This is a genomic window from Mycobacterium sp. IDUB_19, assembly GCF_055419445.1.
Map to the genome: position 1 here is coordinate 57,320 of NZ_JBVAXR010000004.1, position 15,706 is coordinate 73,025.

Consider the following 15,706-nt stretch of genomic DNA (forward strand, 5'->3'; position numbering starts at 1 on the left):
GGAAGGCGGATCAGAGCAGCGTCGGTAACGCGATCACCGAGTCGACCGCCAGCGCGCAGAACACCACCGCAAGGTAGTTGTTCGATTGCAGGAACAGCCGCAGCGGCTTGACCGGCTCGCCCGCCCGCACCCCGGCGTACAGCTGGTGGGCCATCGCCAGGAACCAGACCCCGGCCAGCACGGCGACCGCGGTGTACAGCCAGCCCGCGGCCAGCGCCAGCACCATGGTCGCCAGCACGGTCAGCCAGGTGTAGATCAGGATCTGCTTGGTGACCTGACGTTCGGTCGCCACGGCGGGCAGCATGGGCACGCCGGCCGCCTTGTAGTCGTCCTTGTATCGCATCGCCAGCGCCCAGGTGTGCGGGGGCGTCCAGAAGAAGATGATCGCGAACATCGCCAACGCCGGCCAGCCGATGGTGCCGGTGACGGCCGACCAGCCGATCATCACCGGCATGCAGCCGGCCGCGCCGCCCCACACGACGTTTTGCGAGGTGCGGCGTTTGAGCAGCAGCGTGTAGACGAACACGTAGAACGCGATGGTGGCGATGGCGAGCAGCCCCGACAGCAGGTTCGTCGTCCACCAGAGCCAGAAGAACGAGCCCACGGTGAGTACCAGCCCCAGCACCAGGGCGTTTCGCGTCGGCACCGCGGCCCGGGCCAACGGCCGGCGCGCGGTCCGTTTCATCAGCTTGTCGATGTCGGCGTCGGCCACGCAGTTGAGCGTGTTGGCCCCGCCGGCCGCCAGCATCCCGCCGATCAACGTGTTGAGGATCAGCAGCGGCTCCACCTGGCCGCGGTTGGCCAGCAGCATCGCGGGTATCGCCGTCACCAGCAGCAGTTCAATGACCCGCGGCTTCGTCAGCGCCAGGTAAGCCAGCACCGAGCCACGTATTCGGCTCGGCGCGACGCGCCCGCGAACGCTCACGCAATAACTCCTTGGGGTCGCAGCAGGGCGCAGCATCTACTACGCACGATGGTAGACCGGGTTGGGGCCGCAGCCCGCCTCCAGGGTCTATTCACACAGAATTTCCCGACGGCGGCACCGATCGCAAGCTCTGCGACGTCCGGATGTCAATGTCCGCGGCGGCGGCCACGAATACCCGCAATCCCGCGCTGCAAACGCTGGCCTTCCCGCACTAGGGTGAGGATTGATCTGCTCGATGACCCAAGGATGAGTCTGTGACCACTCTCGAAGAGATCTCTACGCTAACCCGGCCGCACCACCCCGACGACTGGACCGAGACCGACTCGGCCGCCGTCGACACGGTGCGGGTGCTGGCCGCCGATGCCGTCCAAAAGGTCGGCAATGGCCACCCCGGGACCGCGATGAGCCTGGCCCCGCTGGCTTACACCTTGTTCCAGCGCGCCATGACCCACGACCCCAGCGACCCGCACTGGTTGGGCCGCGACCGGTTCGTGCTGTCCTGCGGCCACAGCAGCCTGACCCTGTACCTGCAGCTCTACCTGGGCGGGTTCGGCCTCGAGCTGTCCGACATCGAGGCGCTGCGCACCTGGGGCTCCAAGACTCCGGGGCATCCGGAGTTCCGGCACACCAAGGCGGTTGAGATAACCACCGGCCCGCTCGGGCAGGGCCTGGCGTCAGCGGTCGGGATGGCGATGGCGGCGCGCTACGAGCGCGGCCTGTTCGACCCGGACGCGGCCCCGGGAGAAAGCCCGTTCGACCACTTCATCTACTCCATCGCCTCCGACGGAGACATCGAGGAGGGCGTGACCTCCGAGGCGTCCTCGCTGGCGGCCGTGCAGCAGCTGGGCAACCTGATCGTGTTCTACGACCACAACCAGATCTCGATCGAGGACGACACCGACATCGCTCTGTGCGAGGACACCGCCGCGCGCTACCGCGCCTACGGCTGGCATGTGCAAGAGGTGGAGGGCGGCGAGAACGTCGTCGGCATCGAGGAGGCCATCGCCAACGCGAAGGCCGTCACCGACCGGCCGTCGTTCATCTCGCTGCGCACCATTATCGGCTACCCCGCGCCGAAGTTGATGAACACCGGTAAGGCGCACGGCTCGGCCCTCGGCGACGAAGAGGTGGCCGCCACCAAGAAGATTCTGGGATTCGATCCCGACAAGACCTTCGAGGTCCGCGACGACGTCATCGCCCACACCCGCAAGCTGGTGGATCGGGGCAAGGAAGCGCACGAGAAGTGGCAGGCCGAGTTCGATGCGTGGGCACAGCGCGAACCCGAGCGCAAGGCGCTGCTGGACCGGCTGACCGCGCAGCGATTGCCAGACGGCTGGGATGCCGACATCCCGTACTGGGAACCCGGATCCAAGGCGCTGGCCACCCGGGCGGCGTCCGGCAAGGTGCTGTCCGCGCTGGGACCGAAACTGCCCGAGCTGTGGGGCGGCTCGGCCGACCTGGCAGGCAGCAACAACACCACCATGGACGGCGTCAAATCGTTTGGGCCGCCGTCGATTACAACCAAGGACTACACCGCCGACTGGTACGGTCGCACCCTGCACTTCGGCATTCGCGAGCACGCGATGGGCGCCATCCTGTCCGGCATCGTGCTGCACGGGCCCACCCGCGCCTACGGCGGTACCTTCTTGCAGTTCTCCGATTACATGCGCCCGGCGGTGCGGCTGGCGTCGCTGATGGACATCGACACCATCTACGTGTGGACACACGATTCCATCGGTTTGGGCGAGGACGGCCCGACGCACCAACCGATCGAGCACCTGGCGGCACTGCGTGCCATCCCGAAGCTGTCGGTGGTGCGCCCGGCCGATGCCAATGAAACCGCCTACGCCTGGCGCACGATCTTGGCGCGGGGCAACGGCAGCGGTCCGGTCGGGTTGATCCTGACCCGCCAGGGTGTGCCGGTGCTCGAAGGCACCAATGTCGAAGGCGTCGCCCGCGGTGGCTACGTGCTTGGCGATGAAGGCGACGAAGATCCCGACGTCGTCCTGATCGCCACCGGGTCCGAGGTCCAGCTAGCGGTGGAAGCCGCAAAGCTGTTGGCGGACAAGGACATTATTGCCCGGGTCGTGTCAATGCCGTGTGTGGAATGGTTCGAGTCGCAGCCGGCCGAGTACCGCGACAGCGTGCTGCCGCCGTCGGTGTCGGCCCGGGTGGCCGTCGAGGCGGGCATCGCGCAACCGTGGCACAAATTGGTCGGCGACACCGGGAAGATCGTCTCGATCGAGCATTACGGCGAATCCGCCGACGCCGAGACATTGTTCCGCGAGTTCGGCTTCACCGCGGAGGCCGTCGCTGCCGCCGCGGAAGAAGTAGTCGACAACTGAGAAAGGGCGATTACATGAGCACTCAGAACCCCAACCTGGCGGCGCTGTCCGCCGCGGGAGTATCCGTTTGGCTGGATGACTTGTCGCGCCAGCGGTTGCAGTCCGGCAACCTGCAGGAGCTGATCGACACCAAGAGTGTGGTCGGCGTGACCACCAACCCGTCCATCTTCCAGAAAGCGCTCGCCGAAGGCGACGCCTACGACGGCCAGATCGCGGAGTTGGCCGAACGCGGCGCCGACGTCGACGCGACCATTCGCACCGTCACCACCGACGATGTCCGCAACGGCTGCGACGTGCTCAAGCGCGAGTGGGAAGCCTCCGACGGGATCGACGGACGAGTGTCCATCGAGGTCGACCCACGGCTGGCCGGCGAGACCGACAAGACCGCCGCACAGGCCGTCGAGCTGTGGAAGATCGTCGACCGGCCGAACCTGTTCATCAAGATCCCCGCCACCAAGGCCGGCATACCGGCCATCACCGCCACTCTGGCGGAAGGGATTTCGGTCAACGTCACGCTCATCTTCTCCGTCGAACGGCACCGCGAGGTGATGGACGCCTACCTGGCCGGCCTGGAGAAGGCGCGCGAGGCGGGACACGACCTCTCGAAGATCCATTCGGTGGCTTCGTTCTTCGTATCCCGCGTGGACACCGAAATCGACAAGCGACTGGAAAAGATCGGTTCCTCCGAGGCGCTGGATCTGCGCGGCCTGGCCGGTGTCGCCAACGCCCGGCTGGCGTACGCGGCGTATCAGGAGGTCTTCGAGGGCGGCGAGCGCTACCAGGCGCTCAAGGCCGACGGGGCCCGGGTGCAGCGCCCGCTGTGGGCGTCGACGGGTGTCAAGAACCCGGACTACTCCGACACCCTCTACGTCACCGAGCTGGTCGCCGCCAACACCGTGAACACCATGCCGGAGAAGACGATTGACGCCGTCGCCGACCACGGTGTCATCTCGGGTGACACGATCCGCGGCACTGCCGCCGAGGCTCAGGGCGTGTTCGACAAGCTCTCGGCGGTCGGGATCGACCTCACCGACGTGTTCCTGGTCCTGGAGAACGAAGGCGTGGAGAAGTTCGTCGAATCCTGGACCGAGCTGCTGGACGAGACACAAAAGCAGCTGAGCTCCACTGCCAAATGACGCCGAGCGCTGATGGCGCGCAATGGCGTAACCCATTGCGGGACAAGGACGATAAGCGACTCCCCCGAATCGCGGGCCCGAGCGCGTTGGTGCTGTTCGGTGTCACCGGCGACCTGGCGCACAAAAAAGTGGTACCGGCCATCTACGACCTGGCCAACCGCGGATTGCTGGCGCCCAACTTCTCGCTAGTGGGTTTCGCCCGTCGCGACTGGGATCACGACGCCTTCGCCCAGGTAATACACGACGACGTCAAGGGACACTGCCGTACTCCGTTTCGCCAAGCGGTATGGGAACGGCTGGCCGATGGATTGCGTTTCGTCCGAGGCGAATTCGACGACGACGACGCGTACACACGGCTGGCCGAGACGCTGGAAAAGCTGGACGCCGAGCGCGGTATCGGCGGCAATCATGCCTTCTACCTGGCGATCCCGCCCAAGTCGTTCCCGGTGGTGTGCGAACAACTGCACAAGTCCGGATTGGCCCGCCCGCAAGAGGACAGGTGGAGCCGGGTCGTCATCGAGAAGCCGTTCGGCCACGACCTGGACAGCGCCCGCGAGCTCAACCATGTGGTGAACTCCGTCTTCCCCGAGGAGTCGGTGTTCCGCATCGACCACTATCTCGGCAAGGAGACGGTGCAGAACATCCTGGCCCTGCGGTTCGCCAACCAACTATGGGATCCGATCTGGAACGCGCACTATGTCGACCACGTCCAGATCACCATGGCCGAAGACATCGGCCTGGGCGGGCGGGCCGGTTACTACGACGGCATCGGCGCGGCCCGGGATGTGATCCAGAATCACTTGATGCAGTTGCTGGCGCTGACCGCGATGGAGGAGCCGGTCAGCTTCAATCCGTTGGCGTTGCAGGCCGAGAAGATCAAAGTCCTCTCGGCCACCCGACTGGCGGAGCCGCTCGACGAGACCAGCAGTCGCGGCCAATACGCGGCCGGCTGGCAGGGCGGCGAAGAGGTCGTCGGCCTGCTCGACGAGGAGGGCTTCGCCAAGGACTCCGTGACCGAGACGTTCGCCGCCATCAGCCTGGAGGTGGATACCCGCCGCTGGGCCGGGGTGCCGTTCTATCTGCGCACCGGAAAACGACTGGGCCGCAGGGTGACCGAGATCGCGCTGGTCTTCAAGCGCGCGCCCCATCTGCCGTTCGATGCCACCATGACCGACGAACTCGGCAGCAACGCCCTGGTCATCCGGGTCCAACCCGACGAAGGAATCACCCTGCGGTTCGGCTCCAAGGTCCCGGACAGTGCGATGGAAGTCCGCGATGTCAACATGGACTTCTCGTACGGCTCGGCGTTCGTCGAGGATTCGCCGGAGGCCTATGAACGGCTGATCCTGGACGTGCTGCTGGGCGAGCCATCCCTGTTCCCGGTGAACGCGGAGGTTGAATTGGCTTGGCAGATACTCGATCCCGTCCTCGATCACTGGGCGACTCACGGCAAGCCCGACCCGTATGAGTCGGGCACCTGGGGGCCCGCATCGGCCTTCGCGATGTTGCACCGGACCGGCCGGGAATGGCGGCGGCCATGATTGTCGAGTTGCTGGAGACCACCACCACCGCGGTCAACAAGAAGCTCGACGAACTGCGCGAAGATGCCGGTGTCGTCACGATGGGCCGGGTGGGGACGCTGATCATCAAGACTGACCACGACACCCTGCTCGAAGAATCCATCGAGGCCGCCAACGCCGCCACGCACGAACACCCGAGCCGGGTCATCGTGGTGGCATCCGGGAACGCCGACGCCACAGAGTCCCGGCTGGATGCCCAGGTCCGGCTCGGCAGCGACGCCGGCGGCGGGGAGGTGGTGGTGCTACGGCTCTCCGGGCCGCTGGCCGATCATGCGGAAAGCGTTGTCACTCCCTTCCTGCTTGCCGACATCCCGGTGCTGGCGTGGTGGCCGTGCGCGGCCCCGGCCGTGCCCGCGCAAGACCCGGTGGGCAAGCTGGCAATTCGGCGCATCACCGATGCGACCAACGGCGAGGACCCACTGGCGGCGATCAAGGGGCGGCTTTCCGGATACACCGCCGGTGACACGGATCTGTCCTGGGCCCGTATCACCTACTGGCGAGCGCTGCTCGTCTCCGCGGTGGACCAGAAGCCGCACGAGCCGATCCAATCGGCGCTGGTTTCCGGGTTGAGAGACGAACCCGCCCTGGACGTGCTGGCGGGCTGGCTGGCCAGCTGCATCGACGGGCCCGTGCGCCGGGTCGTCGGCGAGCTCAAGGTCGAGCTGGAACGCAAATCCGAGACCATCACGCTGAGCCGGCCGCAGGAGGGCACGACGGCCACGCTGAGCCGGACCGGGCGCCCGGATGCGTTAGTTCCATTGGCGCGCAGGGAAACCCGCGACTGCCTGGCCGAAGACATGCGGCGGTTGGATGCCGATGCCATCTACTTCGCCGCGCTCCAAGGAATCGATAAGGTGCAGTACGCATGAGCAACGTCGTAGAGATCTTCCCGGACAGCGAAATCTTGGTCGAGGCCGCGGGCGGCCGGCTGGTCGACACCATCCTGGCCGCCGTGACGGCACGCGGGCGCGCCCAGATCGTCCTGACCGGCGGCGGCAACGGGATCGGGTTGTTGAAATATCTGCGCACCCAAGGCGAGCAGATCGACTGGTCGAAGGTTCACCTGTTCTGGGGCGACGAGCGCTACGTTCCCGAGGACGACGACGAGCGCAACGAGAAGCAGGCGCGGGAGGCATTGCTCGATCACATCGACATCCCGTCGAGTAACGTTCACCCGATGGCCGCCAGTGATGGCGAATTCGGCAGCGATCTCGCCGCCGCGGCGCTGGCCTACGAACAGCTGTTGGCGGCCAATGCCGAACCCGGCGAGCAGGTTCCGAGTTTCGATGTCCACCTGCTGGGCATGGGCCCCGAGGGTCACATCAACTCACTGTTCCCCGACACCGCGGCGGTGCTTGAGACCATCCGCATGGTGGTGTCCGTCGACGACTCCCCCAAACCGCCGCCGCAGCGAATCACCCTGACACTGCCGGCGATCCGGCGTTCCCGCGAGGTATGGCTGATGGTGTCCGGGGCCGCCAAGGGCGATGCGGCGGCCGCCGCCATCGGCGGTGCCCCGCCGGTTGCGATACCGGCCGCGGGCGCCGTTGGGCTCGAGACGACGCTGTGGCTGCTCGACGAGGACGCCGCCGCCAAGCTTCCCGCGTCGGACTAGGACCCCGACCGCTCGGCCTTGCGGTCGGCATAGCCGGCCGCGTAATCGCCCAGTCGCCGGGTGACCTCACACCCGCAGCCCCGGGTCAATCGGTCCCGCCCGCCACCGTCACACTGTCGCCTCTGCACATCCAATTCGATGCTTCGAGGTTTTCCCCGGTTCCGTCCCGGTCATAATTACCGTCATGGCAGACCGAACGGCGCGCAATGGACCTGAGCGAAATCGGATCAAAACCCTCACTCAGGCGGCTCTGAACGCCGACAAGACGGTCGAGCAGGTCGAGGACGTTCTCGACGGCCTCGGCAGGACCATGAACGAGCTGAGCAGTTCCCTGACCCGGTTGAACGGCACGGTCGAGCGATTGGAGGGCGGCCTGGACCATCTGGAAGGAACGCTGGAAAACCTCGACGAGCTCGCCAAACGACTCATCGCGGTGGTCGAGCCGGTGGAGGCGATCGTCAAGCGCATCGACTACATCGTGAGCGTGGGCGAGACGGTCATGTCGCCGCTATCGCTGACCGAGCACGCGGTGCGCGGTGTGGTGGACCGGCTGCGGAACCGGACGACGCAGTAGATCGTGACCGGCGCCCACCCGGTGCCCGCACCGCCCTACGCCGACGGCACCGGTCTGCCGTGGGACGTCCCCGTCACCGACGCGGTCGCGGTGATCGCCGCGGCCCGCGCAGAACATGGCGACACCTTCGCCGTGACAAGCGGCGGCGACCGCTATCTGTTCACCTTCTCGCCCACCGGCGTCGAATCGTTCTACGCGCTGACCGAGGAGACCGCCAGCAAAGGCGTCGCGGACTACCTGATGCTGCGGCGCAAGCTGCCCGACGACATCTTCGCCGGCCGTCGCACGCTGCCGAACATGCTGTTCCGCCGCGACGACGTGGCCGGCTATCTGACCAACCTGGATCGCGCGCTCGAGCAGACCACGACCGAGCTGGGAGCTGCGGGTTCGGTCGATGTCTTCGATCTGATGCGACGGCTCGGCCATCGGATGGGGCTGGCCTCGTGGGCGGGACCCGGATCGGCCGACGGTGCGGCCTTCGAGCGTCTGGTGCGCGCCTTCGACACCCTGGACGGCTCCGACGCGTTCGTGCACCCCGATCGGATGGCGGCGGTGGCGGCAACGGACAAGCGTGCCGAGCGCGCGGCGCTCGACGAGATCGCCGACGCCATCGCCGGCGCGGTGCGCAGATTCGACGACGGCGACAGCCAGGACCACGACCTCTTCGGCAGGATCGTCGCGGCCTGGGCGTCGGAATCGCAGCACTCCCGACTGCACGGAATCGCGCTCGATGTCGCCCTGGTCCACATCGCGTCCATGTCGAACCTGGCCGCCGCGCTGGGCTGGGCTTTGGTCGACCTGCTCGAGCACCCGAGTCAACTAGAACGAGTCCTGTTGGGCGACAATGCTTTTGCGCAGAGCTGCGCACTGGAGTCGATTCGCATGGCGCAACGCTCGATCATGAGCCGCAGCGTGCTGTCTGAAGTCTCGCTCGACACCGGCGAGATCACCTACCAAGTGCCGCCGGGCTGGACCATCGCCACGTTGCTGCCGTTGCTCAACACCTCGGCGGCGCCGGGCCTGGCGCGGTGGGATCCCGATCGGTGGACGCGGCACCACCTGACCGAAAAGGATGCTCTGCCTTCGCCCATGCTGGTGACGGCGTTCGGGCACGGCAAGCACTCGTGCCCCGCCCAACCGTTCTCGCTGTCGGCCATGACGGCGGCCATGACTCACCTGCTGGGCAAGTACCTGATGACGCCGCACTGGACGGCACATCCCCGACCCGTCGCGGCCCAGATCGGTGGCGTGGCGCGAGCGGCGGGCCCGTGCCGGGTCGACTACGTCAGCCGCTGTTCCTGAGCGCGCTGGCCAGCCCGTTCATCGTCAGCAGAATGCCGCGCTGCACCAATTCGTCGTCGTCGCCCGAGCGGTAGCGCCGAAGCAACTCGACCTGCAGGTGATTCAGCGGCTCGAGATACGGAAAGCGGTTGAACACCGAACGGGCCAGCGCCGGATTGTCGGCCAGCAGGTCGTCGTGACCGGTGATCAGCTTGTGCATCGCGATCGTCCGCTGGTGCTCGTCGACGATCTTGTCGAACACCCTGCGCCGCAACGACTCATCGGCCACCAATTCCGCGTAACGCGCCGCCAGCCCCAGGTCGCTTTTGGCCAGCACCTGCGCCATGTTCGACAACACGCTGCGGAAGAACGGCCAACGGTGATACAAGTCGTGCAGGACTTCGACCCGCTCGCTTTGGCTTTCGGGTCCTGCCGCGATCCACTGCTCGAATGCCGACCCCGTGCCGTACCAGCCGGGCAGCATGACCCTCGACTGGCTCCACGCCAGCACCCACGGAATGGCGCGCAGGTCCGCGATCGACTCGGTGGGCTTGCGTGACGTCGGACGGCTGCCGATATTCAACGACCCGATCTCACTGACCGGTGTGGAGGCTTTGAAATACTCCACGAAACCCGGTGTCTTGTGGACTAATTCGGAATACGCGTGTCGTGCCAGCGCGGCGATCTCGTCGAGCACCGCGTAGGCGGGCTCGGCGTCGTCGCCGAGGCCCTCCACATCCAGCAGCGTCGACTCCAAAGTCGCCGCCACCAGGCTCTCCAGATTCCGTTGCGCCGAAAGCGGTTCGGCGTACTTGGCGGCGATCACCTCACCCTGCTCGGTCAGCCGCAGCGAACCCTTCACCGCCCCGGGCGGCTGCGCGAGGATGGCCTGGTAGCTGGGTCCGCCGCCGCGCCCGACGGTGCCGCCGCGGCCATGGAAGAGCCGCAATCGAATTCCGGTTTTGCGGGCCACTTCGACCAGCGCCAGCTCGGCTCGGTAGACCGCCCAGATCGCGGTCAGATATCCGCCGTCCTTGTTGGAGTCGGAGTAGCCGAGCATCACTTCCTGGCTGTCATCCCGGGCCGCCACCAACGCCCGATACAGCGGGAGCTCAAGCATCGCGTGCAGGATCTCGGCACCGTTGTGCAGATCGTCGATCGTCTCGAACAGCGGGGAAATGCCGATCGGGCAATAGGGTTCCGGCCCGGAGACATCCAGCAGCCCCGCTTCTTTGAGCAGAATCGCGGCCTCCAACACGTCCGACACGGACTGGCACATCGAAATGATGTAGTTGGGCACCGCCGCCGGACCGTAACGCTTGACGGCGTGCGTGGCGGCCTCGACCACACTCAATTCCTGGTGGGCCAGCTCGGACAGCCGGGCGCGGTCGCTCAGCAGCGGGCGCCTGGTACTCAACTCGCCGACCAACAGCTCGACTCGCTCGTCTTCGCGCAGCGAACGATAGTCGGCGTGCACGCCGGCCCAGGCCAGCAGCTCGCCGACCACTTCTTCGTGCACGTCGGAGTTTTGCCGCATATCCAGGCCGCTCAGATGAAACCCGAAGACGTGCACGCCTTCTCGCAGCAGGCCCAGCCGATCCTCGGCCAGCAGCGCGCCGCCGTGGGTCCGCAATGAAGCGTCGATGACGTCGAGATCGGCCCGCAGTTCGTCCGGTGTGGCGTACGCCTGCAGACCCAGGTCGAGCAAGTGCAGCGGTTCGGAATCCAGGATCTGGGCGGCGATCGCGCTGAGCCGGCCGCGAATCACCCGCACGGCCCGCCGATACGGCTCGTCGGTCCTGGCCTGTTCCGGGCAACTGCGCTCCAGCTCCGTCAATTCGGTTGTGACGGTGATCAATCGCGCCGACATCGAGAGTTCCTGCTCGAGCTCGGTGAGCTCGGACAGGTAATGCGCCAGCGCGGTGAACGCGGCGCTGCCGGTGGCCCGCCGCACGATGGCGGCGGTCACGTTCGGGTTGCCGTCGCGGTCCCCGCCGATCCACGAGCCCGGCTGCAGGATGGGGCCACAGAGCAGTTCGGCGTCGGGCCATCGGGCGCGCAACGCGTCGCGAACCCCGGCGTTGACCTGTGGGATCACCTCGAACAACGCGGCCTGGTAATAGCGCAGGCCGACGTCGATTTCGTCGGTGATCTGCAGCCGGGAGAGCCGGATCAGCGCGGTCTGCCAGAGCGTGAGGACCTGGCGGCGCAACTCGCGCTCGACGCTGCGGCCGTCGCTGGTCTCGCGAAGGCCCTCGGCGTGCAGTCGCATCAGCTCGGTGATCCGGTGCTGAGTGACGAAGACGGTGCGCCGGCGGGTCTCGGTGGGGTGGGCGGTGATTACCGGAGAAACCAGCGCGCCCCGCAGGGCCGCGGCCACGGTGGCCGAATCCAGCTCTGCGGAATCCAGTTTCGCGTAGGTGGCGGCCAGGCTGCTGTCTTGCGGTGGTTCGCCGGCGTCGACGTGAACATGACGCCGGCGCTCGCGGTGGATGTCTTCGGCGACGTTGGCCAGCAGCGCGAAATGACTGAACGCCCGGATGATCGGGATGGCTTGGTGGATGTCGATGCCGTCGAACATGTGCGAGATCTCGTCCCGATCGATCTCCGAGCGACGCACCCGGAAGGACTCGACGCGGGCACGTTCGACCAAGTCGAATACCTCGTCACCGTTCTGTTCGCGCACGGTGTCGCCGAGGATGGTGCCGAGCAACCTGATGTCGGCGCGCATCGGCTCGGTCGCCTCGCGCCCGACCCGGGTCCGCTGCACTGCACCGATAGGCGCCAGCGCGGCGTCAGAAACCTCAACCATGCGTCCCAGTATCAGTGCGGATCGTGTGGTGCGCCCGCCGAGAGGTCAGTGGGTCAGCGCTACTTGAGCAATGTCACTTGTATTTGATCTGCAACGCCATGCCGACGATGCACACCAGCCAGATGCCGACGACGAACACCGTCAGCCGGTCCAGGTTCTTCTCCACCACGGTCGACCCGGACAAGCTGGACTGCACGCCACCGCCGAACAGCGTCGACAGGCCGCCCCCCTTGGCGCGGTGCAGCAGCACCAGCAGGACCACCAGAACGCTGGTGACCACCAGGGTGATTTGCAGGCCCAATTGCATGCGGCCACCCTACCTGGTGCGGTTCGAGCAGCCGTAACCGACGCTCGGAGCTGCTACGGAAGGGGCCCGCCGGCGGCGATGGCCGCCAGGGTCGCGAATTGCTCACCTTCCAGCGACGCTCCCCCGACCAAGCCGCCATCGACGTCTTCCTGCGCGACGATCTCGCCGACATTCTTGGCGTTCACCGAGCCGCCATAGAGCACCCGCACGGTCTCGGCGACCTTGGGTGACGAAAGCGCCCCCAGCTGCCGGCGGATCGCCCCACAGACCTCCTGGGCATCCCCGGCGCTGGCCACCCGCCCGGTCCCGATCGCCCAGACCGGTTCGTAGGCGATGACGACCTGGCCGATCTGCTCGGCCGACAGTCCGGCCAGTGACTCACGCACCTGCTTCTCGCAGTGGCTTACGTGCTCGCCGGCCTCCCGCACATCGAGATGCTCGCCGACGCACACGATCGGGGTCAGGCCGTTCTTGAGCGCGGCGGCGGCCTTGGCGGCGACCAGCGCGTCGTCCTCGTTGTGGTAGGTGCGCCGCTCGGAGTGGCCGACGACGACGTAGCTGCAGCCCAGCTTGGCCAGAAAGGTGCCGCTGATGTCTCCGGTGTAGGCGCCGGAGTCGTGCTGCGACAGGTCCTGGGCGCCGTAGGTCAACCGCAGCTTGTCCCCGTCGACCAGGGTCTGCACGCTGCGCAGGTTGGTGAACGGCGGCAGCACCGTGACGTCCACCTTGTCGAAGTACTTGTCCGGCAACGCGAATGCGATCTTCTGCACCAGCGCGATGGCCTCGAAGTGGTTGAGGTTCATCTTCCAGTTGCCGGCGATCAATGGCTTGCGGCTCACGACTGTCCTCCGCTCGGCTGCGGGCGACCCAACACCTCGATGCCGGGTAGCGTCTTACCCTCCAGGTATTCCAGCGATGCGCCACCGCCGGTGGATATGTGCGAGAAATCGTCCTCGGGGATCCCGAGCGCACGCACCGCGGCCGCGGAATCACCGCCGCCCACCACGCTGAACGCGCCCTTGCCCGTCGCCGCGACGATCGCCTCGGCGACGCCCTTGGTGCCCGCCGCGTACGCCGGGAATTCGAAGACGCCCATCGGACCGTTCCAGAACACCGTCCGGGCGTTGGACAGCAACGTGGCGAACCTCTTGACCGAACCCGGACCGATATCCAGACCCATCAGATCGTCCGGAATCGCGTTGGCGGCCACGAACTGTGGTGGCGAATCGGCACTGAACTGCTCGGTCACCACGATGTCGCCTGGCAAGCGCAGCACGTCGGCGTAGGTGTCCAGCAGCCGGCGGCAGGTCTCGACCATGCCTTCTTCCAGCAGCGATTTCCCTACCGAATATCCCTGCGCGGCAAGGAAAGTGAAGCACATCCCGCCGCCGATCACGATGCTGTCGGCTTTCGTCGCCAGCGATTCGATGACGCCGAGCTTGTCGGACACCTTCGACCCGCCGAGCACGACGGCGTAGGGGCGGGTGGTCGAGCTGCACAGCTTCTCGAGCACCTCGATCTCCTCGGCCACCAGGGTTCCGGCGTAATGCGGCAGCAGCGTGGCGATGTCGTATACCGAGGCCTGCTTGCGGTGCACCACCCCGAAGCCGTCGGAGACGAAAGCCCCTCCCGGCGACACCAATTCGGCCAGTTGCTTGGCCAGGGCCAGCCGCTCGTCGTCGTCCTTGCTGGTCTCGCGCGGGTCGAAACGGATGTTCTCCAGCAGCAGGATGTCGCCGTCGGTCAGACCCTCGGCACGCGCCAAAGCATCCGCACCGACCACGTCGCCGGCCAGCTGCACGTGCCGGCCCAGCTGCTCACTCAGCGCGGCCGCGACCGGCGCCAGCGACAGCTTCGGGTCGGGACCGTCCTTGGGGCGGCCCAGGTGCGCGGTCACCACCACCTTGGCGCCGGCGTCCAGCAGCGCCTTCAGCGTCGGGACCGACGCGGTGATCCGGCCCGGATCGGTGATCGCACCGGCGTCGTCGAGCGGCACGTTCAGATCGGAGCGCACCAGCACCGCACGACCCGAAATGCCTTCGGACAGAAGGTCTTCGAGGTTTGGAACGCCCACGGTTAGAGCGACTTGCCGACCAGCGCGACCAGGTCAACGAGACGGTTGGAGTAACCCCACTCGTTGTCGTACCAGGAGACCACCTTCGCCTGGTTGTCGATCACCTTGGTCAAGCCGGAGTCGAAGATCGAGCTGTGCGGGTCGGTGACGATGTCACTGGAGACGATGGGCGCGTCGTAGTACTTGAGGATGCCTTTCATCGGGCCCTCGGCCGCCGCCTTCATCGCGGCGTTGATCTCGTCGGCGCTGGCGGACTTGCGCAGCTCGGCGGTCAGGTCGGTGACCGACCCGGTGGGAATCGGCACCCGCAGCGCGTACCCGTCGAGCTTGCCCTTCAGTTCCGGCAGCACCAGGCCGATGGCCTTGGCCGCACCGGTGGAGGTGGGCACGATGTTCAGCCCGGCGGCCCGGGCACGGCGCAGATCCTTGTGCGGCCCGTCCTGCAGGTTCTGGTCCTGGGTGTAGGCGTGGATGGTGGTCATCAGGCCCTTGACGATGCCGAACTCGTCGTTGAGAACCTTGGCCAGCGGCCCGAGGCAGTTCGTGGTGCACGACGCGTTGGAGATGATGTTCTGGCTGCCGTCGTACTTGTCGTCGTTGACGCCCAGCACGATGGTGATGTCTTCGTCGGTGGCGGGCGCCGAGATGATGACCTTCTTGGCGCCGGCGTCCAGGTGGCCCTTGGCCTTCGCCGCGCTGGTGAACAGACCGGTGGATTCGACGACGACGTCGACGCCCAGGTCACCCCAGGGCAGCGCCGCCGGGCCCTCGCGGACCTCGAGCGCCTTGATTTTCGCCGGGCCCACCACGATGGTGTCCTCGCCCTCGAGGCTGACGTCGTGGGGCAGCCGGCCCAGGATGGAGTCGAATTTCAGCAGGTGCGCCAGCGTGCTGTTGTCGGTGATGTCGTTGACCGCCACCACCTCGATGTCAGCTCCGCCCTGCTCCTGCTGGGCCAGCAACGCACGGTAGAAATTGCGTCCGATTCGACCGAAGCCGTTGATGCCTACTCGGACTGTCACTTGTGTCTCCCTCGTCTTTCCTGAGTCTGGTGGTG

Annotated in this window: 13 protein-coding genes; 7 read left to right on the forward strand and 6 right to left on the reverse strand. The window is 66.5% G+C overall.

Annotated features, from left to right (window positions below):
- Positions 1–10 precede the first annotated feature (10 nt).
- Entirely contained in the window at positions 11–925 is a 915-nt protein-coding gene (locus ACZY0B_RS05330; RefSeq protein WP_463762989.1) for a heme o synthase, read from the reverse strand.
- A 254-nt stretch (positions 926–1,179) separates the two neighbouring features.
- Here ACZY0B_RS05330 and tkt point away from each other — a divergent pair, with 254 nt between their 5' ends.
- The 7 genes from tkt (at position 1,180) to ACZY0B_RS05365 (ending at position 9,477) form a co-directional block, all read left to right on the forward strand.
- Complete coding sequence (gene tkt, locus ACZY0B_RS05335) at positions 1,180–3,270, forward strand: transketolase (RefSeq protein ID WP_463762990.1); 2,091 nt, start codon at positions 1,180–1,182, stop codon at positions 3,268–3,270.
- 14 nt (positions 3,271–3,284) lie between these two features.
- Positions 3,285–4,406: a transaldolase gene (gene tal, locus ACZY0B_RS05340; RefSeq protein ID WP_463762991.1), complete on the forward strand. Its 1,122-nt coding sequence runs from the start codon at positions 3,285–3,287 to the stop codon at positions 4,404–4,406.
- Complete coding sequence (gene zwf, locus ACZY0B_RS05345) at positions 4,403–5,947, forward strand: glucose-6-phosphate dehydrogenase (protein WP_463762992.1); 1,545 nt, start codon at positions 4,403–4,405, stop codon at positions 5,945–5,947. The genes tal and zwf overlap by 4 nt, the downstream gene beginning before the upstream one ends.
- Positions 5,944–6,855, forward strand: a complete 912-nt coding sequence (opcA, locus tag ACZY0B_RS05350) for a glucose-6-phosphate dehydrogenase assembly protein OpcA (RefSeq protein ID WP_463762993.1) — start codon at positions 5,944–5,946, stop codon at positions 6,853–6,855. The genes zwf and opcA overlap by 4 nt, the downstream gene beginning before the upstream one ends.
- Entirely contained in the window at positions 6,852–7,601 is a 750-nt protein-coding gene (gene pgl, locus ACZY0B_RS05355) for a 6-phosphogluconolactonase (RefSeq protein ID WP_463762994.1), read from the forward strand. Before opcA ends, pgl begins: the two co-directional genes overlap by 4 nt.
- Before the next feature lie 175 nt (positions 7,602–7,776).
- A complete protein-coding gene (locus tag ACZY0B_RS05360) occupies positions 7,777–8,175 on the forward strand; it encodes an ATPase (RefSeq protein ID WP_463763161.1) in 399 nt (132 codons plus the stop codon).
- 3 nt (positions 8,176–8,178) lie between these two features.
- Positions 8,179–9,477, forward strand: coding sequence for a cytochrome P450 family protein (locus ACZY0B_RS05365; RefSeq protein ID WP_463762995.1), 1,299 nt, complete (start codon positions 8,179–8,181; stop codon positions 9,475–9,477).
- On the opposite strand, the gene ppc is transcribed toward ACZY0B_RS05365, so the two are convergent.
- The 5 genes from ppc to gap form a co-directional block, all read right to left on the reverse strand.
- Entirely contained in the window at positions 9,461–12,268 is a 2,808-nt protein-coding gene (gene ppc / locus ACZY0B_RS05370) for a phosphoenolpyruvate carboxylase (RefSeq protein WP_463762996.1), read from the reverse strand. The genes ACZY0B_RS05365 and ppc overlap by 17 nt on opposite strands.
- Before the next feature lie 73 nt (positions 12,269–12,341).
- Positions 12,342–12,575, reverse strand: coding sequence for a preprotein translocase subunit SecG (gene secG / locus ACZY0B_RS05375; protein WP_463762997.1), 234 nt, complete (start codon positions 12,573–12,575; stop codon positions 12,342–12,344).
- 53 nt (positions 12,576–12,628) lie between these two features.
- The gene (tpiA, locus tag ACZY0B_RS05380; RefSeq protein WP_463762998.1) at positions 12,629–13,414 is read right to left on the reverse strand and encodes a triose-phosphate isomerase; all 786 of its coding nucleotides are present in this window, start codon (positions 13,412–13,414) and stop codon (positions 12,629–12,631) included.
- Complete coding sequence (locus tag ACZY0B_RS05385) at positions 13,411–14,649, reverse strand: phosphoglycerate kinase (RefSeq protein WP_463762999.1); 1,239 nt, start codon at positions 14,647–14,649, stop codon at positions 13,411–13,413. Before ACZY0B_RS05385 ends, tpiA begins: the two co-directional genes overlap by 4 nt.
- 2 nt (positions 14,650–14,651) lie before the next feature.
- Complete coding sequence (gene gap / locus ACZY0B_RS05390; protein WP_463763000.1) at positions 14,652–15,671, reverse strand: type I glyceraldehyde-3-phosphate dehydrogenase; 1,020 nt, start codon at positions 15,669–15,671, stop codon at positions 14,652–14,654.
- Positions 15,672–15,706 lie beyond the last annotated feature (35 nt).